Origin of the sequence: Rhodococcus sp. T2V (genome assembly GCF_029269925.1) — a bacterium.
In the GTDB taxonomy this organism is placed as follows: domain Bacteria; phylum Actinomycetota; class Actinomycetes; order Mycobacteriales; family Mycobacteriaceae; genus Rhodococcus_F; species Rhodococcus_F koreensis.
In genome coordinates, this window is the sequence record NZ_JARJBD010000076.1 from 1 (window position 1) to 22439 (window position 22439).

The following is a 22439-nucleotide window of genomic DNA, read 5'->3' on the forward strand; positions in this document are numbered from 1 at the left end:
TGCCGCCTCCAACTTAAACGAAACAAGGCAGAACTAAGCAGCGACACGCTACTAGACCGAGGTGGAGAACGACGTGCTGTGCACGATAGCGAAGGGGGACTCTGAGCACAGCCGTCACAGTTCGCGCCGTCGGAAGGTCCGTCAGGACGTAGAGATATCGCAATGTCTGGCGTGCAGAGCAAATTGCGCCTCCCCTACGCCTTCGCTCGAACACCGATCGCCCAAACGCCGGCGGATCCGGATGCGGCCCTGAGAACGGCGCTGCGCGACTATACGCGTACGAACCCGTTGCATGGGTTCCGTTGCACCAGGCCGCATCTGAGAGACGTCAACGTGCATACACGTGAGCGGAAAGAAAATCCAACGACTCTAGAAGGAGACTGCCTGGAAGGTTTGATCCAATCGTCCGCAGACCTGGCCCTCGTCTGTTCCTTCCAGCGCGCAAATCGTCTCAATGCTCGACGATCATACCCGGCAGACTCTGTTGAACACCGTGGAACGTCCAATCACCCCGCAGGTCACCGACGAGTTGAAATGGCGTTCGCGCTGCGGGGTGGTTCGCCATGGTGCTGTGGATAAACAACGGTCCGAGTTCATTTCGACTGTGCTGAAGAAGCTCTGCCGGAACCGTGTCGGGTCATCGGAGGTCTTGCCAGAGACGGCGTAGAACGACGGTCTCATCCGTCAGCAACCGGATGCGGAGGAACGTCTGAGAGAACCACTGGAAGAGCCTACTCTGGGCGAGAGAGGTGATCGAGACTTCAAAACGTCGACAAGCATCGAGTCGGCATCCTCACCTGGCTACCTCACACCGGCCAGTACGCCGCGCTCATCGGGGACCTGCCAGCCCCTATCCGGGAACCTCTCGTTCCATACTGGAGCAAAGGGTGAATCCTCGATACGCCTTCCAATAGTGAAGTGTTCCAGAATCACATGGTGGACGATCGCATTGCGGCCACAAGACGAACCGCATCGACGTTCGAACTCACATCGTGAACTCGAACCGCCCAGGCCCCAGCATGCGCGGCGAGAGCGGTTGTCGCCACTGTGGCAGAGTCCCGATCGACTGCGCGGTCGCGCGGATTCTCCGATCCGGCCAGTACCGACCCGATGAAGCTCTTACGCGAGGCGCCGACGAGAACAGGAAAACCAAGATCGACAATTCGTTGAAGGCCGGCGAGCAAGGCAAGATCGTGCTCGGGTCGCTTAGCGAAACCGAGCCCTGGATCCAGAACGAGTTGCTCGGATGCGACGCCCGCAGCAAGGGCCGTCTCGACGCGGGCAAGCAGCTCGGCCCTCACCTCGGCAATGACATCCGTGTAATGGGCTGCACCTGCCATGGTTCGACTCGGTCCGCGCCAATGTGTCAGGACCCACGGAACTCCGGCAGAGGCCACGACCGATGCCATTGCTTCATCTGCCGATCCGCCGCTCACGTCGTTGATGATCGAGGCACCCGCTGCGAGGGCAGCGTCGGCAACGGTCGCACGCGTAGTGTCCACACTCACGACAGCGCCCGCATCGACCAATTGCACAATGACCGGAATGATGCGACGGAGCTCTTCGTTGACACCGACGCGAACCGCACCTGGCCGGGTGGACTCGCCGCCGACGTCCACAAAATCTGCTCCCGCCGCGATCATCTCGAGACCGTGCGCCACGGCTCGTCTAGTTTCCGAGTACAGGCCTCCATCCGAAAAGGAATCCGGTGTCACGTTCAAGATTCCGGCAACCTTGCACCGCTCCCTCGATCGGAGTTCCAGTACATCCGTGGTATGTTTCCGTCGCATAGGAGCTGTGCTGTCAGGTAGTCGAACAGTCATGACGACTCAGAAGACGATCGTGTGTTTGCCGTCCCGCACAACCCGATCTTCGAGATGCCAACGCACCGCTCTGGACAGCACTGCTCGTTCGACGTCAGCTCCCAGTCGGACGAGATCGTCCGTACGGTGTCGATGGTCGACCCGTACGACATCCTGTTCAATGATTGGACCTTCGTCGAGCTCGGAAGTCACGTAATGAGCAGTTGCACCAACAAGTTTGACGCCGCGTTCCCTTGCCTTCCGGTAGGGACCGGCGCCGATGAACGCCGGAAGGAATGAGTGATGGATGTTGATGAGCGGGCAACCCACCTGCTCAAGGAAGTTCGGGGTGATGATCTGCATGTATCGCGCGAGCACAACGAGATCGACATTGCCACGAAGTAGCTCGAGAATTCTTGATTCGGCTTCCTCGCGATTGCTACTGGTCGCGGGAACGTGGATGTACGGGACGTCAAACGCCCGAACCTCGCCGGCAAGGTCGGGATGGTTGGAAATCACCATCGAGACATTCATGTCGAGCTCTCCTCGACGGTGCCTCCACAGCAAGTCGAGTACACAGTGATCGGTCTTGGAGACCAAGATTGCAACCCGCTTCGGTTTGGCGGCCTCCGTGAAGCTGAAATCCATGCCAAACTTTTCGGCTACTTCCTTTGCGAACTCGCTGTGCAATTCGTCACGGACAACCGAAAGTCCTGGCAGCCCGAACTCTGTCCTTTGAATGAAGGTCGTGCCACCCTCGTCATTCGAGAACTGATCAAGGGCCGTAATATTAGCACCGGCCTTCGTCAGGAATGTGCTCACGGCCGAAACTACCCCGGGACGGTCCTGGCATCGAACCACCAAGCGACCATTTTCACTTGCTGTCGGTGCGGGCATCTCTGCGCGAGTTGAGGCCACAGAAGTAAGTGACATCGGTTGTCCTCCAGTATTTTAGGTCATATCTCTCGAGGTATTGCAGCAGTCTTACCGCCCAAGCTCTCCACAAACCGCCGCCGCCACGCTTCGGTGGGCTCCAGATCGTTGAACGAGAAGACATGAAAGCCCGAAATCGAGTGTGTGGACTCGCCGAGATGTGGAGTGAGTCCGTGGATGATTTTGTCCGGCCGGTATCCTCCCGGTAGGAAGAAACGCCAGAACATGTTCTGCTGCTTTCGAAGAAAGGCCGCCGACTGTCCGATACCCAGCCCTGTCGACACACGCAGAAGCTTCTGTCTGTGCACTGCGCCCGGTACTCCAATCTTTATCGGTAGGTCGATGCCCCGGGACTTCACCTCATTGGCCCAAGCCAAGATCGCTTTGGGGTCGAAAACGATTTGTGTCGTGATGTGGGTGGCGAATTCACTTTTGGCTTTCAGAGCCTCGTACAGAACTTCTTCGGAGACAGCTGGGTGCCCTTCCGGATGCCCTCCGATTCCGATGTCCGTGAAACCGTGCTCAAGGTCTTGTAGGGAACGCAGCAAAGCCAACGCGTCGTGAAAATCTGTCGTATCTTCGGAGCGGTCGCCGCCGACCACGAACGCACTCGTGATCCCCGCGTCTCGACACCTCGCAACTACATCGACGAGATGAGCCCGGTCGCGAACCAACTGCGCAGACAGGTGCGGTGTAACCGCGTATCCACGAGCAGTCAGCGCGACCGCGAGCGCGACCGTAGTGTCTTGCCCCTTCGCCGGCGACGCCGTAACCGTGAGCGGCACGCTGACCGGCACATGTGCGAGAACAGCTTCTTCGGTCTTCTTGAAGGGGATCACCTCGAACCCGAGACGTCCGAGAACGTCGCGCGCCTTTCCGCGCTGGTTCGAATCCCAACTGGTTGGTCGACTCACCATCGTCGGTCTCCTTGTGTATGTCAATGAGACCGCCGGGCGGGCGGATGCCCGCCCGGCGGTGGTCGGGGCTCGCGTTCCAGCCCCAAACGCATCAGCTCATCGGCGACTTTGTATGGACCTTCGCCCGAACAGTGGTCAGAGTGTGCTGCGGCGATCGAGGGTTGTGGACGCCGCCTTCAGCATCGCCCCACACGATTTCGAGCTCAACGCCATCGACGGCCAGTTCTGTGTCCACAGATGCGAGGGCAACCCAACCACCCAGATTCACGGTGTACCCGTGCCACTGAGTCGTGCCAACGAGACGGTCGTCTTTGCGAACCTCGTCATGACTGAAGATGCCAGGTGACTCCAGAGGCTTCGGAGCCCCTACTTGTCCCAGTTCGCCTTCGACCAGAATCCTCGCCGTGTCTTCCGCGTTCCAGGAGAGCCACACCTTCTTACGCGGTGGTGCCGCAGCAATCTTCTCGAGTGCCTCCCGACCGATGAAGTCGTGGTCGAACTTGACAGTGTGGCCATACCCCAAGTCCCACGGGGTGCAGTAGTAACCCTCGACGGTGTCCGGCAGGTAACTGCCGTTGCGCATTGCCAGACCCATATTCTCCAGAGCGGTGTCGGGCAACCAGCGTCGGTAGCCTTCAAGGGACGGCGAAGTGTACACCGCAGGAAGCGCCCCACCCATCCACCCGGACTCCGTCTGCGCTGAGGCATAAGCGAGCGAACCGCCCTGCAACAGACCGAATTCCTCACCCGCCTCGAGAATGATCTTCAGGAACGCTTCGGTCTCCGCGAACGGACCGAACAGCTCCAGTCCCGTCGCGTCCTTGCCCGGCACTCCGCCCATCGTATGGTTCAGTGCGCGGACCTGGAGCCCGCCGATCGTATACTCCGCGGTGTTGAAGAAGCGGATACGCTCGAGTGGCCCGCCAGCTGCCTTCTCGAGGATTTTCCAAGCGTTAGGGCCCTCGAGTTGGTAGCGGTAGAACCGCTTCTCGATATCCGTTCGCCCCTTGCTCGCAGCCTCACGGTGCAGCGTGACATCGTATCCGCCAACCTCCGCCTGGTATTCGAGCCAGTTGAGAGCGTATGCAACTCCCGTAACAACGACTTCGTCGTTGTGCAGGGGCACCATGATCGCGTCTCCGAGGAAGTAGCCCTCTTCGTTGACGGCGAGGTACTGCTTGGCTAGGCCCAGACGGAAGTTTTTGTAGCTGTTGACCGATGTTTCCTGCAGCAACCGGACAGTATCGGGGCCGCTGATGAATAGATCGGGCATGTGGAACGACTGATTGAAAAGGACGGCCGTTTCAGTCCACGCGCGCTGCTCGTCGCGCCAGTTGGTATGAATTACCGGATAAAAGGGAAAGGTGTCGTTCCTGCTCCACGGAGGGCTGTTCTTGAACAGCAAGCTCAGTGGAGAGCCGTACTCATCGATTCGATCTTGAAGGGACATTCCCGTCCTCTCGTCGTCGCATGCTGCGATCTGTTCTAGGGTGCGGAGTGCGACAACCTCCGCATGGCATGCGGATGCGCATCGGAATGGGGGTGACAATGCGACCGCAATGCCGTCGGATTCACCGATTGATCCCGACGCCGGCACGGCTAATTCCTGCCGCAACTCTCTGTACTCAAAGCTAGATTGCGGATTGCTCGAAACCTATGGTCCGCAACTCAATAAGATCGGACGCGCATTGTGCGGACTATACAAACCAGGAAAGCTGCGGGGTAGGACGATTAGGACTGCCAACTTTGGCTGACTTCTGACAAGTGAGGATTCCTTCGAGCTTGGACGGATCGTCAATCATGGTCGGGCCCTATCCCTCAGGGTTTCGCCGTCATGTCGTGCCGGTTGTCCATAAGTGGCAAGCGCTTTGGACGCAGGTAGCCAAGGACTGCGGAATCTTCGCGGCCGTGTTCCACAACTGGCTCAACACGGCCAACATCGAGGACGGTTCGCCCCGGCGTAACCATCGGAGGTCCGCGGAACTCCATGAGCTGCGCCAACTCCACCGTCTGCGCGAACAGGAGAAGCGAACTCCTGAGAAAGGCGGCCATGTTCCTCGCTTGCGAACCGCCCCCAGAATGCCGTATTCTCTGGCCCTCGGTCTCGCCGCCGTTTTTATCCCCGGCGCAATGACCTGCCCCGGGTGCTGGACTTCTCCACCTGAGGTTATCCGAGTGATACCGCGATCCGGCCTCACAGCGCGACTGGGATGACGTTCTCCTGGTCAGCGTGGTCGTCGATGTCCACGCAGACCTTCCAGGGTTCGGGTACCGATTTATCACCGACGAACTACCCAGTCACGGCAGCGTCACGGCTGGCGAGAACCGGGTCCGGCAGATGTTTTCGCGGCTGAGGATCTGGTCGGCCTTTGCCAGGAACCTCCGACGACGTCGCAGGTCGGACGCGCCGGTTCACGACGACATGATTGCTCGTGACTCTGCCCGCGGCAGACCCACATATTGTGGCTGACCGCCATCGCCGAACGACGCACCAACGAGGACAAGCTCTACCTGCTGTTCGCAATGCAATCCGCCTACCCGATCCGAATACGACTATTGTCCACTAGGATCGCGACCGCCAGCTTCGCTCACGCGCCAATGCGGAAGTTCAAACCCACATCGGTTTGGAGGGATGGATGCGACGAGTCGGACGCTCGGACATGTCGTGAAGGTGCCGTCATACAATCGTGCCTCGATCTCCTGCAGAAGTGCACCTTCAACCCCTGCAATGGTCCACTCGGGAAGTAATGCGCCTTGCGATCGTCACCTGGATCGAACGCGGGTCCGTGTGCGATCTCAAACGGAGAACTCCCGACCATCGAAGGAACAATCACGCGATGATCGGGGATTGCCAATTTGAAATCGCCGTCGTCGATGGCGCTGAGGGAGCGAGATCTGCTGTCAGGCGATCGGTTCCAACACGAACACGGGTATCTCGCGTTCGGTCTTCGCCTGGTAGTCGGCATAAGGCGGGTACGCCTCTACTGCTATGTCCCACCACTTCGCCCGTTCGTCCCCGGACAGCTCGCGAGCCCGGTAGGTCTTGGTAACTTTCCCATCCTGGAGCGTGAACTCGGGATGCGCCCTGATGTTGTAGTACCACAACGGATGTTCAGGTGCCCCGCCCTTCGATGCCACCGCGGCATATTCACCCTCGTGCTCGACGCGCATCAACGGCGTGTACCGAAGCTGTCCGGACTTTGCGCCGCGCAGGGTCAGCAGTACGACCGGTTTTCCCATCACCTCCTGGCCGTCGGTTGTCCCAGTTGCGAGAATGGTCTCGGTCTGTTCACGAACCCATGCTCGCGGACTGAGTCCTGGCGTCTCGTCGGCCATCGGTGCCTCCAGTTTTCCCATTGATACAAACCACCTTGTCGTCGACGCTCTTGTCTTCACGCCGCCGTGCGGGCTCGCGCAACCGGCACGAGCGCCGCCACAATGGCAATTGCCGTTGCTGCGGCCCCGATGAGAGTAGAGGTGCCCTCACCAACCGATGTCCATGGAAGGTCGAAAGCAGCGTCAAGTGACCATCTACCCGGCCCCGTGAATGCGAGCGCCGCCGCAACAACGGCAAGGAAGAATGGGTACTCCCCGCCACCTAAGATGTACCACGGCGTGCCCTTGGCGATGGTCACCAACAGTCCGGCAACCAACATCGTTCCCGCAATGATCGCTGCGCCGGCAGGAGTTGCGAGGCCTAGTAGAAGCAAGACCGAACCACTCAACTCAGCGACAACGGCAAATAGAACCATCGGCCGTCCAGGTCGGATTCCAAGCCCCTCGAAGCCCTCACTCGCTTTGGCTACTCCCGGACCGCCGAACCAACCCAGAAGCTTCTGCGTGGAATGCACCCAAAGGGTCGCCGCGACAAGCAGCCTCAAGAGTAGCAAGCCGATATCCATCCCTCTCCTTAGTTCAGTCGTTACCAAGGGCCTTGAGCTGTCTCACCAGAATCGGATGGGCAGGCCGAAGTGCGCATGGGCTGCCGCTTGAGCGCGGAAGTCGAACTGGTGAATCCCGTTGCTGCGGAATGCGCACAGGTCCCGCCAGTACCGCTGCATTGCTTGTCCGTCTCGCGATGCGGTGGAGCTGGACTTTCGGTACAGCTCTTCTACAGCCGACCATACCAAATCCCAAATCATGGCAAGCTCGCCGTAGTGACGCAATGTGGTTTCAGGGGTAACCGGGTCGCCTCCTCCTACAGCCGCTGCGACGGAGTCCTCGATAGACCGTGCCACCTGCAGCACTATGGAGTTGGCCGCGTCGATCTTCGCAAGCGCCGTTCCGTATACCCGCTGGATGTCGGCATTCTCGTAACGGGGGGGTGTTTCGACACCCCGAATGACCTTGGTCTTGGAGACGATGCTGTCGAACTCGTCGAGAGCAGCTCGGGCTGTGCCGACGTGGATCGATGCGAATTCGAGCGAAGCGAGGACCAAGAATGAAGTCGCGAACAGAGGGTTTCCATGAAGCTTGTACCCCACGCTGCCCTTTGTGTCGATGGTCTCAGTCGGCGGTGAGACAAGCGGTGCAACAAAGTGATCGGGCACGAAGGCGTTATGCACTTCGACGCTGTTGGATCCGCTTCCCTTCAGACCGATAAGGTCGCCCCAGTCATCCAGCATGGTGTAGCCCTCGCCCCGCGGAATGGCGAAAACCAAATTGCGAGGTGTCTCCGATTCCGGATCGGGTTGGAATCCCATGAAATGGGTGGCGTACGGAATGCCCGAAGCGAAAGCGAACTTGCCATTGACGACATAGCCACCGTCGACTTTTTTGAAGCTGGCGCCGATTCCAGCGCCGCTCATCGGAGCGAGAAAGTGGCCTTCGCCGAACAACTCAGCTTGCGCTTTCTCGCTGAAGAACTTGCCCACGATCAACGGGTGCCCCGAAGCGACCGAGAGGTGCCATCCGCTCGACGGACACCCGCGAGAAATCTCGATCATTGCCCGCACATAGCTGACCAAATCGGTCTCGTATCCGCCGAACTTGCGAGGCTGAAGCATGCGATACAGGCCTGCCTCGGCGATCCGGTGGTGAATTTCTTCCGAGTACCGTCCACGCTCTTCGGTGGCCGCCTGTTCCGCACGAAGTTGCGGACGCAGCGCAACAGCAGCGGCGATGATCTGCTCAGCCGTGAGATTGGGGGCGGGAACCGGCACGGTTGCCGCCGGAATCGAGGTGTCTACGCTCACGAGGAAATCTCCTTCGATCGGTGCAAAGTATTGACAACGGTGCAGTGCGAGACCTTCACCAATCTCCGCCATGATTCAACACGGTGTTCTAAGTCGGTTCGCAGTGTCTATTGAGGGTTGCACGATCGCTGGAGTGCAGTCACTGGAGGGCGCATCAAATACACATCGCGGCCGTTGTGTTGCAGAACAAATGGGCTCGCCCGGCCTCAAAACGCGAGAGTTGCAGTCTTCGAGAATCTGTCGCAGTTCATCGTCTGAGTTGGCGACCCCGGCCGGCGGCGGATTCCCTGTGCGGGGCCTGCGTTGTCGTCGCGGAGGGAGTCGACGGAGTACCACCGCACTGTCGTGTCAGTGCCATCGTGTGACATAGTTGGTGCCAAGTGGTCTACAACCGCGGACTCTGTCCAAGGCGCCAGGTTGCACGTCGGAATAGTTTCGTACTGCACGGCAAGTTTGGCATTCGCCAGTGGAGTTTCCGCAAGCAAATCCTTTCAATCAGTCCCGCCATGTCGAGGAGTCGGATGTGGAGCGAGCGAACACGGCATCCGCACGGTTCGACGATCTCGTCGCGGGAACAGCTCTGGGGTTTGACAGCATCGAGCGTGAAATCGTTGCATGGCGTCCAGAGGACGTCGCGGACGCGCTCGATGATGTGCAGCGGCTGTCGGATGAAGGCTATTGGGCATTCGGTTTCGTCACCTACGAGGCTGCCAGCGCCCTGGATGCTGAGCTTCCGACTGTTCCTTCGGAGCCGGGACTCCCTCTGGTGTGGTTTGGAATCGCCAATGAACCCGTCAAGATCCCTCCGGTCCGACCGGCCGAATCGCGCCGCAACAGAAGCGTGTCCTGGACACCTGATTGGGATGAACAGCAGCACAAACGCGCAATAGACTTTGTTCGTGCACACATTGCGGCGGGCGAGACGTACCAATGCAACGTCACAACACGATTTACTACACAGTTCGTCGGCGACAGCGCCGAGTTGTACCGCGACCTCGCACTGTCCCAGAAGGGGCGTTACAACGCCTTCCTAGAGATCGGTGGATATACGGTCGCCAGCGCCAGCCCAGAGCTGTTCTTCGAACTGCAAGGGTCCCAACTGCGGATGAAGCCAATGAAAGGAACGGCCCGTCGAGGACGTACCAGATCCGAGGACAACCTCGCTGTTGCGCGGTTGACAGCTAGCCCCAAGGAGCAGGCCGAGAACATCATGATCGTCGATCTGGTTCGCAATGATCTGGCCCGTATCGCACGCCTCGGGACTGTCTCTGTACCTGCGCTGTTGAGGGCCGAACGATATGAGACCGTCCATCAACTCACCTCCGATGTCACCGCCGAACTCGATGATGCACAGATGCCACTGTCTCAAATCTTTCGGGCGCTGTTTCCTTGCGGGTCAATAACCGGAGCACCTAAGCAACGCACCATGGAGCTGATCAAGAAGATCGAAGATGGGCCGCGGGGAATCTATTGCGGCGCAATCGGCATAGTCGCTCCAGCCAACGCCGGTTTTCGCGCAAGATTCTCTGTGGCGATTCGCACGGTGGTGGTAGACCGCAGTACGGGTGCGGCCACCTATGGTGCTGGCGGGGGTATCACGTGGAACTCCGACGCAGCATCCGAGTATGCGGAAGTACTGACGAAAGCGCAGATACTGCAGTCACGACCCGAAGACTTCCACCTGATCGAGACCATGCGTCACGAAGGACACGGCGTAGTTAAGTCGCTCGATGCACATTTGCGACGGGCCGAGGATTCTGCCCATTACTTCGGGTTCGCGTACGACTCAGGACTGATTCGCCGTTCACTGGAAGCTCACCTAACCCATCTTGAGTCGGCGTCGCGCGTGCGAATTATGCTGTTTCGCAATGGTCATGTCGAGATCGACGAGACTGCCCTCCCTCGCCCAGACTCTCGTCCGCTGAAGCTGGCGCTGCATCCTGATCCGATCGACACCGCAACTTGCTGGTCGAGACACAAGACCAGCCTCCGTACTCCTTACACCCGTCGACTGGAATCGATGCCGCAGTTCGATGACGTGGTGCTCACGAATGAAGCAGGTGAGGTCATGGAGACTTGCACGGGCAACCTTGCCGTGCTCGTCGACGGGCGTTGGGTGACCCCACCGTTGGAGAGTGGATGTCTACCTGGAGTCGAAAGACAGCGACTGCTGGACGAGGGTACGTTGAGCGAGCTGGCGATGACCGTCGAGCAACTGAACAACGCTGCTTCCGTTGCAGTGATAAATTCCTTACAAGGTTGGTGCACTGCGCAATTCGTTGATGCACAGGTACGGCCACAGTCGCCATCTGCAGGTAGCGACTTGTCCTCGACCGCTGGTGAACAGAGACTCGATGCCGCCCGGAGGTGATTGTGCTCGACCTTCCGCGTCCGCAGATGTGTAGTTGCCGGCGCCATCGACCAAGCTCGATCCGACCCTCGACCGCATCGCCATACGCAGGGTGGTAATAAAACAAGCGTGCGGCAGTGACGAGGGTGGCGTGGTGGCGCAAAGCCGAGACAGGTTCGCCCTTCGAATTGGTCGAGTCCGAGACCGGATTTCAGTTTCCGGAAGTCGTGCTCGATCCGCCAGCGGATCTTGGCCAACCGAACCAGCTCGGGCAGCGCGGTGTCCTCGGGGAGTGTGGCGAGCCAGTAGTCGGTCGGCTCGTCAGCAGCGGTAGGCCATTCAGCGAGCAACCACACCCCGGGCAGGGGCGGGCAGGGTTCCGTCCTCGCCGCGGGGATGGTTCGGTTCGCAGGACGGATACGCAGCACCGCGAACCCACGACTGCATCGCCGCCGTCGGACTGGCCGGGTCGGCTTTGCTGCCGCGCCGCCAGGTCACCGCCTGCAAGGCCGACTCTCCGGCGGCCAGGCCCCAGCTCTTGCAGGTGGTGGGCCGGCCATAACGCCCGGTCAGTGGCCGGCTGCGACCCGAGTACGGCGGCACCCCTGTCGGGGCGTCGGCGACGTGGGCGCTGGTGGACCCCCTTGACGGCGATAACAACGTCGATGCCGCGCTCGGTCATGCCATGACGGAACGCGACCGCCTCGCCGTACCCGGCGCTGCCGACCACGACCGGCGGGATCCGGCCTCATCCGACGAGTTCGTTCGATCATCTCCAGGGCCATCTGCCACTTACGGCGGTGCCGCTCGTTGCCGGGGAGCGCGGACCACCGCCGCTAGGTGGTGATCGCGGCCGCGTCGTCGGCAACCGGGCTCGGACTGGGGCATTTCGAAGGGCGATCCTGACTCGGTTTGCGCCACCACGCCACCCTCGTCACTGCCGCACGCTTGTTTTCTCACCACCCTGCGTATGGCTCACTCAAAAAGCAGCTGGGCAGGGACTGACCCTCGATGCAGTTCTCCGCGAACTCCCACGCGCACTTGTTCTTTGGGATCGGTACCTGCCCGCTGTGCCATCACACTTTCCCCACCCAACAAAGTCCTACTAGTGTCGGCATGCTTCACCGAGGTGCAAAGTCGACATCCGCCGGCCATCGGAGTCGGCATGGATGGAACATGGGGCGCAGTGAGTGCCTCGCATCTCCTGAATTCAGGTTCACCTATGGCTTGGACGATCCCATTCGCAAAAGCAACTCGATAAAGTAGTCGACTACAGCAGCGGCCATGTCACGCTCATCGATATCAACTAGCCGGCGTGCGGCGGCGGTGAGAACTCCGAACAGAGCGTAACTATCGCAATCCGGGAGCGGGGCATTGCCGAGAACGATCTCGCTGGAGCTTGCAATGAATCGTGCAAGGTCGTCGCGCGATACTGCTAGAACGTCGGACGGTCCCTCGAAATTCAGAGACACACGATCGATGTCACGATGCTCCCAGGTATCGAGCAGAAACGCTTTTGCTCCGGCAGCGTATATACGGAGTGGGTCGGTTTCGCCATCGGCAATTGCGTCTTGGACCGCCTGAGAGGACACAGCTTTATGTCGCGACATCGACATGTTCACTAGCGCCCGGAGGACTTCGCTTTTCCCACCGAATTGATGATAGATACTCCCCACACTTACACCGGACTCGCGAACGATGTCGTGGATGCTCGTGTTCTCGTATCCCTGGTCGTTGAATAGCCTGCGAGCTGCATCGGTTACTGCTGACTTGGTTTGGGCGGAACGGCGCCACTCGCCCTTGCGGTCCGTTGCCTGGTTCGGGTCCCGACTTTCAGTCGACGTTGGTCTCGCCGCTTGGCTCACCGTTCCCACAGATCCTTTCCGCGCCTGCTTGACGGCCACTAGAGCCGCGTCCAAATCGGGCCGGGTCAAGTCCATATGTCGACCCGGTCCGATCAAGGTTACGCGGCGGCCTGCAATCGAGCAGTAACGAGGCTAGTCGAACCGTCAGTTCGTGGCGAACGAACCGTTCGAGAGAAGGACTTCATCGTTCTGGTTGGTGACGACGAAGGTGTGCTCTTTCCCAGTACTCCATACGTTGACTGTCAGATCGTCTCCTGGATAGGCCGGAGCTGAGAAACGGCCACCGAAGCTACGCAAACTACTCGTTTCCCCACCGCCGAGTTCGTTAAGCAGGAGACGACCGACTATTCCATAAGTGCACAAGCCGTGCAGGATCGGTCGAGGGAAACCTGCAGCCTGCGCATACTTGGGGTCGGAGTGAAGCGGATTCCAGTCGCCGGTCAACCGATACAACAGAGCTTGGTCCGCTCGGGTTTGAAAGGTCAGAGTCAGATCCGGCTTCGCATCTGGAACCGCGTTCGCGGCCCGAGGCCCACGTTCACCACCCCAGCCTCCGTATCCTTGGAAGAATAGCGATTGACGAGAGGTCACATACCTCACTCCTGTTTCGGCGTCGGTGATCGCAGTCTCGGTTTCCATCACAGTTGCCTTGCCCTTGTCCCATACGGCGGTGATCTCTCCGCTCGTGACAACGCTCGCAGCAACTGGCAGATCCTGATGTAGCTCGATCTCTTGGTGGCCATGCAACATACGCGAAAGGTCGAGGTCGGGTAGCTCTGTCAGCGGTCCGCCGATACCCACTTGACAGCCTTGGATCACGCCAAAGGTCGGGAGCACACGTTGTGTTACATCCAGACTGTTCTGAGTTGTGAAGTGTAGTTCCTGTAGTGGATCAGCACTTCCTGCACCAACGGCGATTGCATAGAGCCTGGTGTCGTTATCGTCCCAGGTGCTCGCCACGGACTGCAACTGATGTCCGATGAGGTGGTTTCCGATTTCCATAACGATCAGCTCGTCGCTACTTCGGTGGGGAGTCCCGGAACCCGGCCTGGATCGAACTGATCCGGCCATCCTTGCACTGCCGCTCCCACCGACTCGACTGTCCAGTCGTAGTCGGAGTGCGCGCCCTCGGCCGCCTGCCATCCGGTGTGGTAGCGGTGAATTTCTCGTCCGAATACCCCATAGACCTGCGCAGTAGCGGTGCTGCCGTTGCCGAGCAACCACACAACCAGCGGCGAAACGTGGCCGGGCGACAGATCAGGCCCCGCATCAGAGGCCTCGTGATCGCCACTCGCGGAAATCCCCATGGTGAGCCTCGTTTGGGCAAGCGGAGAGATGGCGTTGACGCGGACCCCGTAGCGGCCCAGTTCACGAGCAGACGCCAGAGTCATTAGTGCTATAGCAGCCTTTGCAGCTCCGTAGTTCACCTGTCCGATGTGACTATGCAACCCGGAAATGGCTGTCGTGGTGACAACCGAGGCGTCGACGTGTTCACCGGCTTTGTGCTGTGCCCGCCAGTACTCGGCGGCATGCCGCAAGATGTAGAACGTTCCGTACTGGTGGACCTTGACGACATCGTCCCATTCGGCTTCGGACATATTCGTCAGCATGCGGTCCCGGAGGAATCCTGCATTGCTGACTACACCGTCGAGTCTGCCGAACGAAGTGAGCGCTGTCTGGATGATCTCTTTTGCCGAATCCCAGCCGGTAACCGAATGGCCGTCTGCGACTGCTCGGCCTCCGAACGCCACGATCTCCGCCACTACGTCGTGAGCAGGTCCCTTCCCATCGCCGTCCTCGAGGTCATTGACGACAACCGAGGCACCCTCGCGCGCGGCCAGCAGAGCGTGTTCTCTTCCGAGACCTCGCCCTGCGCCGGTGACGATGACAACGCGGCCTGCCAATCTTTCTGACATTTGATGCCGTCCTTTCGAGCTGGTTCGCTCTGATGTGGTGTGTACAACGACGCTTGCGCGGGGTACGGCATCGGGATGGCAGCCGTTGGCCGAATGCGCGAAGTGGGCGGCGCTGATCAGAACTAGAATCTAATACTAGAACATTACTCTGGTCAACGCATACGAAAAACTCGTCGCAGAGCACTTCCATGCAGTTCGGCAACGCGTGAGTCGACCCAGCAACGCGACGACAGTCACGCCGACCCAGAATGTGTGACTCTTGACTCAGAGAAAATATTGAAGCACTATTCTAGAACAATCTCGCGTAGGGCCGTCGACTGCGATCTTCGTGAGCCGACACCGCCAGCTGCTCTGAAGGGTGACCACATGAAGCCTTTGAAGGGCATCCGTGTCCTCGACCTCACCACCGGCTTGGCCGGTCGACTCGGTAGCGGACTGCTAGCCGAGTTTGGCGCGGACGTTGTTCGTGTCACGCCTGACGCATCGATCGCCGCGGACGCCAACCGGCCGGATTTGGTTTTCGCCGATCATGCCAAGTCCTTTGTGGAGCCCACCGCAGCCCATAGCACCGACGATACGGAACATTCAGACTTCGACGTTTGCTTCGTCGACGACATCTCTGACGCGCACACGGCGGCTTCAACTCACACGATCGTGACCGTCACCCCGCCGTACACCAGCGATTACACTCCCTGGAATGGAGGGGCTGAGTCACCGGAGCTACTACACGCCTTCACCGGTCTGTCAGCCATCCAAGCCTCGTATTCCGGGAATCCGGTAGCCCACGTCTATCCATATGTCACGATCACGCAGGCCATCTGGGCTGCCACGTGCACTACCGCCGCTTTGATCGAACGCGAACGGTCAGGAAAGGGCCAGACCATCGAAGTCAGCGGCGCACATGCCGCCAACATCTTCCTCGGCTATCTGTATGCACGCGAGGAAGGCCTTCCGACGCCGTCGCGCGCTATTGGACCCGGTGGTCTCAATGCCCTATACACCCGTTACCGTGCTGCTGACGGCAAGTGGTTTTTCGTCGGCGCACTGGGACCGAAGTTCGGTCTCGCCACACTTGAAGCGACCGGATCCACCCACCTCCTCGACGACGAGCGGGTAGGTGGGCGACTCGACGGACTGTGGACTCCGACCAACTACGAGTGGGCACAGCGCTACTTCACTGAGCTGTTCGCATCCAAGTCAGCCGAAGACTGGATCTCCATACTGGAAGCCGCCGACATTCCGTGCACCTTGCTGCAAACACGCGAGGAATGGTTCGCCGGTGAGCAGATAGCGGCGATCGGCATGGTCCGGAACATCGACCACTCTCGTCTCGGATCAGTTCGTCTGCCCAATGTGCCGATCACCTCAGTGCACCGACGAGCAGGCGATCCAGCTCCTCCCGCTGCCGGAAACGGCAATGGACCTCTGGATGGCGTACGGGTAGCGTCACTCGGAACCTTCGTTGCCGGCCCGTACGCCGCAGCACTGTTGGCCGAACTCGGCGCCGACGTCATCAAGGTCGAGCCACCTTCCGGCGATCCATGGCGGATGACAGGATTCATCTTCAACCGCGGTACTCGAAGTCTTGCAATCGATTTGAGCACGGATGAGGGTCGCGCCGCTCTCAGTGAGGTCGTCGCCGACGTGGACGTCGTCGTGAACAACTTCCGCCTCGGGGTCATGAATCGCCTAGGACTCGGTAGCGATCGACTCGCGTCTCTGAACCCGCGAGCGATCAGTCTCGGCGTCACAGCCTACGGTGAGAGCGGTCCACTGGCCGCGCTACCCGGCTACGACACTGTCCTGCAAGCAGCTGCCGGGACCATGATCGCCCAAGGCGGAGAAGCAGAGCCGGTGGTTCTCTCCGTGCCGGTCAACGACCACACAACTGCAGTGATCGGTGCGTTTACCGCAGTCCTCGGTCTGCTCGATCGCACTCGCTTCGGTCACGTGAGGCAGCTCTCGACCTCACTGGCGGGCACCGCCGCATTCCTACAGTTGAGCGCCCTCACCGAATACACCACTCGCCCCGCTCCCCCCGTGGGTGGCCGGGATTTCGCCGGACCGAACCCCGCCGATTACATCTACAGCACAAAAGACGGTTTCGTTCGTGTTCAGGCCGTTGATCGCGAGACCGGGATCAATCCGTCGACGTTCGAATCCGAAATTGCGAGCCGCAACACAGCCGAAGCGCTTTGCTGGTGCGCCTCACACGACATCCCTGCCGTTCCGACGCGTACCGCTCGTGAGATCGCTGCCGACGACTACCTACACGAACAGGGTCTGATGCAGCGCAGCACGACGCTCGACGGAGTCGCGTACACCCAACCTGGTCGCTATGCGCGGTTCTCGCGAACTCCACAAGCCCCGCGTCCGAATGCGCCAGGACTCGGCGAACACACCGCCGAGCTCCTGACGGAGGCAGGCATCTCGAACGAACGCATCAATGAGCTCACAGCCGCGGGGACGGTCGTGGTCGGCGGACCACTCGCGCTGCACTTCACACCGCCCTACCGCTAGCAAACATCGAGGATGGCTAATCATGCCCAAACCCCTGCCGGAACCAACGCCGGAGACACAGCCGTTCTGGGACGGCGCAGCCCGCGGTGAGCTGCGAATCCAGCGCTGCGTCACGACCGGAAGATACTTCTTCTACCCTCGCCTCTACTCGCCGTTCGTCATCGACGGTCCGGTCGAGTGGGTAACCGTCTCGGGAGACGCAACTTTGTACTCCTACAACATCAGCCACGTTCCCATTCCTGGCTTCTTGGACGAAGTTCCATACGCCATAGCCGTCGTCCAACTCGCGGAAGGTCCCAGAATGATGACGAACATCGTCGGAATCCCGAATACGCCGGAGAACCTTGTTTTGGACATGCCCTTGAAGGTGGCTTTCCAGCAGCGCGAGGGCATTACGGTGCCCGTGTTCACTCCCGCCGGGGTTGCCGCATGAAACCTGGATCGATCGCGATCGTCGGTGCAGCTGAGACTGACGACATTGGCGTTCTCCCCGACCAGTCTGCGTTGAGTCTGCATCTCGAAGCCGCGCGCAATGCACTGCGCGACGCCGGACTATCGCCGTCTGACATCGATGGCGTTGCAGGCCCTAATATCTGGCCGACTGAAGTTGCCCATGTACTGGGAATTCGTCCGCGTTGGGTCGACTCGACCATGGTTGGTGGTTGCTCGTATTTCCTGCATGTCCGCCACGCCGCTGCAGCCATCACCGCAGGTATGGCGACCGCTGTTCTCATCACGCACGGCGAATCGGGACGTTCGCGAGTGGGTGAAGGTCCGATCAGCATTGCGCCCAGCAGTTCGATGGGGCAGTTCGAACGGCCTTATGGCACCGGTTCCTTCGCAACGATGTTTACTGTTCCTGCGCTGCGATTCATGAAGGATATGGACATCTCCCATGAGCAGCTTGCGAGTGTTGCAGTTGCACAACGTAAGTGGGCGAGCCAGAATCCCCGCGCATTCCGGAAAGCACCGATCACGGTCGATGAGGTTCTGGCGTCGCCGATGATCGCCTACCCATTCACCCGGGCTGAGTGCTGCGTGGTCACCGACGCGGGAGGCGCACTGATTGTCACGTCGGCGGAGCGCGCTGCGGACCTTCCCGGGAAGCCCGTTTACATCATGGGTACCGGCGAAAGCGTCGAGAGCAGTGCAGTGTCGCAGATGCATGACTTCACGTCCTCTCAATCTTTCCGCGATTCCGGCTCGGAAGCATTCCGCCAGGCGGGCGTCGGTCCGGACGACATCGACCACCTCATGGTCTACGACGCCTTCGCCCACATCCCCCTTTACGGGCTTCAGGACCTGGGCTTCGTGAAACCCGGTGAGGCAGGCGCTTTCGTTGCGGAGGGGAATACCGAGCCCGGCGGCAAGTTGCCTATGAACACCAACGGCGGTGGCCTTGCCTACACCCACACCGGAATGTATGGAATGTTCGCGATTCAAGAGTCAGTTCGCCAGGTCCGGGGCACCGCAGAGGTTCCTGTTCCGAACGTCGAACTCAGTTTCGCACAGGGAGTAGGCGGCATGTTTTCGGCTGCAGGATCGTTGATCCTCTCCCCCAGCCGGCCATGACTGTAGTCGAACAGCTACGTTAATCGAAAGGGTGACTCAGCATGGCTGATGCAGTGATGACCATCGACGGGCGATCCGTCGCCGGGACTAGCGAGTTCGATGTCCTGAATCCCGCCGAGGGAACCCCGATGGGTGTGGCACCACAGTGCTCGGCCGAACAGCTCGATAGCGCAATGCTCGCGGCAGACCGAGCCCTGGGCACATGGTCGTCGGATCACGAGGTTCGGCAGAAAGCGTTGCACCACGCGGCAGACCTCTTGCGGTCAGCTGCTCCTGAACTCGGAGCCATACTCACCAAGGAACAGGGTGGCCCGCTCCCGATGTCCGTCGGCCAACTCATCGGGTCGAGCTCATGGCTTGATTATTACGCGGACCTCACGCAGCCGCACAGCGAAGTTCTTCACCACCCCGGCCGGACGTTCGAGATAACCCATCGTCCGGTCGGCGTCGTCGCCGCGATCACTCCATGGAACGCACCGATTCTGCTTGCAATGTGGAAGATCGCTCCCGCTCTGGCCGCCGGTGCAACCATGGTGCTGAAGCCGTCACCACACACACCACTTACCACCCTTGCCCTGGGTCAGCTTTTCGCCGAAGCGCTTCCACCGGGCGTTTTCAACGTGGTGAGCGGTCAAGAACCGCTGGGCAAGCAACTGGTGGAACACCGAACGCCCCGCAAGATTGCCCTGACCGGCTCGATCGGTACAGGTAAAGCGGTGGCGGCGGCAGCTGCAGCCGACTTGAAGCGGGTCACACTGGAGCTCGGCGGCAACGACGCAGCAATACTGTTGGACGGCGTGGACATCGACGTCCTGATCGAACCCCTCTTTTGGTCTGCGTTCATCAACGCCGGACAGATTTGCGAAGCGACGAAACGTGTCTACGTTCCACGACGGTTGTACCCACAACTGCTCGAAGCGCTGTCGGAACGTGCACGATCGATTCGCGTCGGAGACGGGTTTGATCCGAACGTCCAGATGGGTCCACTTACCACCGACTTCCAACGTGACCATGTCGACGCGCTCGTCCGTGAGGCGAAGGCGCAGGGAGCAACGATTGCTGCAGGTGGTCACCGATTGCCGGGAAATGGTTACTTTTTCGAACCGACCATCATTGGCGACGTGCAAGATGGGGCTCGCATCGTCGACGACGAACAGTTCGGTCCTGCGCTTCCCGTCATCGCTTACGACGATATCGACGAAACTGTTCGACGGATAAACGACTCTCCTTACGGCCTCGGTGCGTCGGTCTGGTCGCACGATGTCGAGGCTGCACGTAGCGTTGCTGACCGTCTCGACTCCGGCCACGTGAAGGTCAACGCCGCGCACCTGCCCCCTCCGTCGGATGTTCCATTCGGTGGGGTCAAGTGGAGCGGTATCGGCATCGAGAACGGCGTCGAAGGCCTTCGGGAATACACCGAGATTCGCGTGATGGAAATCGGAGAAATTCCCGTCTGAACCTACTGTGCCACGGCAACACCGAAGTCAGGGATGAGGTAGTCAGCTCCTTCCTTGACTACCAGGTCGAGCAACCCGGGGAATCGAGTGTCGAGCTCATCCCGGCGGAGGACGTTCACCCGGCGAGTCCCGACATCGCGCTGACGAATGAGTCCGACCTCGCGCAGGATCCGGAAGTGACGTGTCAGAACCGATGGCGTGAGGTCCGGATAGAAGCCGTTGCATGACAGGTCGGAGCGGCTTGCGAGCGTCACCACGATTCCGAGTCGAACGGGGTCCGCGAGAGCCCCCATGATCTGGAAAAGGTTGAAGTCCTCGCTGCCTGGATGCATGAGTGGAGTGGGCACGTGAACAGTCTATCTCCCCCTCTTATCACCGTCCGGCTTGATACGCTTCTACGCGTATATACGTATATCTGCTACGTTCACAATGCCCACCCGGCCCCGATGCCGGAAGTCAGTTCGAAAGGAACTCCATGACCCTCACCGATTCACCAGACCTCAGAGAAGCAACTCTGTTTCAGCCCCTCCGCCTCGGCGCGATCGAACTGAGCAATCGAATCGTCATGGCTCCGATGACTCGGACCAGGACCGACTCGAGCGGCATTCCCGGGGAACTGATCGTCGAGTACTACCGGCAGCGCGCAAGCCTCGGCCTGATTATCACCGAAGGCACCTACCCCAGTTTCGAATCTCAAGCATTCGGCGGCCAGCCAGGTCTGGCCTCCGACGAGCAGGCAGCCGGCTGGCGGCATGTCGTCGATGCCGTTCACGCCGAAGGCGGCAAGATTGTTGTGCAGATTCAGCACGGCGGCCGTACCGCACATCCGGACCTCAACGGTGGACGGCGAGTGATCGCGCCGAGCCCGATAGCTATCGACGGTCAGATGTTCATGGGCGCCAGCGGTCAGCAGTTCCCGCTGCCTCAGGAAATGACGAGCGAAGACATCGCCGGCGCCATCTCCGAGTTCGCCGACGCGGCTCGGCGGGCCATCGAGGCTGGATTCGACGGTGTCGAAGTTCACGCAGCCAACGGCTACCTCCTTCACCAATTCTTGGCTCCTTCGTCCAATGTTCGTACCGACAACTACGGTGGGTCGCCGGAAAATCGTGCGCGATTCGCCGTCGAGGTCACCAAGGCCGTCGTGGACGCCATTGGCGCTGACCGCGTCGGACTGCGCATCTCACCCGAACACAACATCCAGGACGCCCTCGAGCCCGACCACGACGACGTACTGGCGACCTACGGAACGCTTCTCGACCAGTTGCGCCCACTGGGCCTGGCATACCTGTCGGTGCTGCACGCACAGACCGACGGCGAGCTCATCCAGGAGCTACAGCGCAAGTTCGCCGGCAAGCTTCTCGTCAACAGTGGATTCTTCGGCAGTCCTTCGACATCCGAAGAATCGGCGCGCCTGGTCGAACTTCCGTTCATCGACGGCGTGGTGGTCGGCCGAGCAGCTCTGGCAAACCCCGACCTGGTCGACCGATGGAAGGGGGGGCACGGGGAGAACGAACCCGTCAACGATCTTTTCTACGCCACTGGCCCCGAGGGATACACCGATTACCCGGCGCTACGGGACAACTAAATATCCTTCACTGCAACATTGGTCAACGCAAACCCTGTGATCGACCTGCCGACCGTTCAACGGGGCTTGGTGTGCCACGAAGGTAGCGTGCGAGGAATGAGATCGAGGCGCCGGCGGACGAACACGTCCATCGGCGCCTCATCGCGTGTTGCGTGTTGCGCGCGGCTCGCCGTTCCGTAGCACCGGTTATCTCTAATTCGGCTTAGAGCAAACAGTTTTCATTGCGTCAAGAGCAAGCCGCGACTGCGCAGCGAGGGCTTGACTCGAACGTTTTTCTAATATTTAATTCTGTCACCCGGCTTGTGATGCATGCCATAGTCCCGC

The 22439-nt window shown here is 59.9% G+C and carries 17 protein-coding genes and 1 pseudogene; 6 read left to right on the plus strand and 12 right to left on the minus strand.

Annotation, left to right across the window (positions count from 1 at the left end; all coding sequences use genetic code 11):
- Positions 1-929: 929 nt before the first annotated feature.
- From folP to P3H15_RS39910, 7 genes are all read right to left on the minus strand, one after another.
- Complete coding sequence (gene folP / locus P3H15_RS39880) at positions 930-1790, minus strand: dihydropteroate synthase (protein ID WP_276142316.1); 861 nt, start codon at positions 1788-1790, stop codon at positions 930-932.
- Between the two features lie 39 nt (positions 1791-1829).
- On the minus strand, positions 1830-2699 hold the full coding sequence (gene purU / locus P3H15_RS39885) for a formyltetrahydrofolate deformylase (RefSeq protein WP_276142354.1): 870 nt from the start codon (positions 2697-2699) through the stop codon (positions 1830-1832).
- 59 nt (positions 2700-2758) lie between these two features.
- The gene (locus P3H15_RS39890; protein WP_276142317.1) at positions 2759-3652 is read right to left on the minus strand and encodes a methylenetetrahydrofolate reductase; all 894 of its coding nucleotides are present in this window, start codon (positions 3650-3652) and stop codon (positions 2759-2761) included.
- 91 nt (positions 3653-3743) lie between these two features.
- Positions 3744-5102: a hypothetical protein gene (locus tag P3H15_RS39895; RefSeq protein ID WP_276142318.1), complete on the minus strand. Its 1359-nt coding sequence runs from the start codon at positions 5100-5102 to the stop codon at positions 3744-3746.
- A gap of 1451 nt (positions 5103-6553) precedes the next feature.
- Entirely contained in the window at positions 6554-6988 is a 435-nt protein-coding gene (locus tag P3H15_RS39900; protein ID WP_276142319.1) for a nitroreductase family deazaflavin-dependent oxidoreductase, read from the minus strand.
- A 56-nt stretch (positions 6989-7044) separates the two neighbouring features.
- Positions 7045-7554, minus strand: coding sequence for a DoxX family protein (locus P3H15_RS39905; RefSeq protein WP_276142320.1), 510 nt, complete (start codon positions 7552-7554; stop codon positions 7045-7047).
- 42 nt (positions 7555-7596) lie between these two features.
- Complete coding sequence (locus tag P3H15_RS39910) at positions 7597-8847, minus strand: acyl-CoA dehydrogenase family protein (protein ID WP_276142321.1); 1251 nt, start codon at positions 8845-8847, stop codon at positions 7597-7599.
- 466 nt (positions 8848-9313) lie between these two features.
- Between P3H15_RS39910 and pabB the strand changes: the two genes are divergently transcribed.
- Positions 9314-11218: an aminodeoxychorismate synthase component I gene (gene pabB, locus P3H15_RS39915; protein WP_276142322.1), complete on the plus strand. Its 1905-nt coding sequence runs from the start codon at positions 9314-9316 to the stop codon at positions 11216-11218.
- Between the two features lie 109 nt (positions 11219-11327).
- On the opposite strand, the pseudogene P3H15_RS39920 reads toward pabB, so the two are convergent.
- The 4 genes and pseudogenes from P3H15_RS39920 to P3H15_RS39935 form a co-directional block, all read right to left on the minus strand.
- Positions 11328-11550, minus strand: a pseudogene (locus tag P3H15_RS39920) (transposase); the annotation flags it as partial.
- An 867-nt stretch (positions 11551-12417) separates the two neighbouring features.
- Positions 12418-13101 (minus strand): TetR/AcrR family transcriptional regulator, encoded by a 684-nt coding sequence (locus P3H15_RS39925; protein WP_276142323.1) that lies wholly within the window; start codon positions 13099-13101, stop codon positions 12418-12420.
- A 105-nt stretch (positions 13102-13206) separates the two neighbouring features.
- Positions 13207-14064: a MaoC/PaaZ C-terminal domain-containing protein gene (locus P3H15_RS39930; protein WP_276142324.1), complete on the minus strand. Its 858-nt coding sequence runs from the start codon at positions 14062-14064 to the stop codon at positions 13207-13209.
- A gap of 5 nt (positions 14065-14069) precedes the next feature.
- On the minus strand, positions 14070-14978 hold the full coding sequence (locus tag P3H15_RS39935; protein WP_276142325.1) for an SDR family NAD(P)-dependent oxidoreductase: 909 nt from the start codon (positions 14976-14978) through the stop codon (positions 14070-14072).
- Positions 14979-15344: 366 nt separating this feature from the next.
- Here P3H15_RS39935 and P3H15_RS39940 point away from each other — a divergent pair, with 366 nt between their 5' ends.
- The 4 genes from P3H15_RS39940 to P3H15_RS39955 are packed head-to-tail and all read left to right on the plus strand — an operon-like array spanning position 15345 to position 20527.
- Complete coding sequence (locus tag P3H15_RS39940; protein ID WP_276142326.1) at positions 15345-17498, plus strand: CoA transferase; 2154 nt, start codon at positions 15345-15347, stop codon at positions 17496-17498.
- Between the two features lie 22 nt (positions 17499-17520).
- Positions 17521-17931: a Zn-ribbon domain-containing OB-fold protein gene (locus P3H15_RS39945; RefSeq protein ID WP_276142327.1), complete on the plus strand. Its 411-nt coding sequence runs from the start codon at positions 17521-17523 to the stop codon at positions 17929-17931.
- The gene (locus P3H15_RS39950; protein ID WP_276142328.1) at positions 17928-19070 is read left to right on the plus strand and encodes a thiolase; all 1143 of its coding nucleotides are present in this window, start codon (positions 17928-17930) and stop codon (positions 19068-19070) included. Before P3H15_RS39945 ends, P3H15_RS39950 begins: the two co-directional genes overlap by 4 nt.
- Before the next feature lie 41 nt (positions 19071-19111).
- Positions 19112-20527 (plus strand): aldehyde dehydrogenase family protein, encoded by a 1416-nt coding sequence (locus P3H15_RS39955; RefSeq protein WP_276142329.1) that lies wholly within the window; start codon positions 19112-19114, stop codon positions 20525-20527.
- A gap of 2 nt (positions 20528-20529) precedes the next feature.
- Here the strand turns inward: P3H15_RS39955 and P3H15_RS39960 are convergent, their stop codons facing one another.
- Positions 20530-20874 (minus strand): helix-turn-helix transcriptional regulator, encoded by a 345-nt coding sequence (locus P3H15_RS39960; RefSeq protein ID WP_276142330.1) that lies wholly within the window; start codon positions 20872-20874, stop codon positions 20530-20532.
- Between the two features lie 128 nt (positions 20875-21002).
- On the opposite strand from P3H15_RS39960, the gene P3H15_RS39965 reads away from it, so the two are divergent.
- Complete coding sequence (locus tag P3H15_RS39965; protein ID WP_276142331.1) at positions 21003-22115, plus strand: alkene reductase; 1113 nt, start codon at positions 21003-21005, stop codon at positions 22113-22115.
- Positions 22116-22439 lie beyond the last annotated feature (324 nt).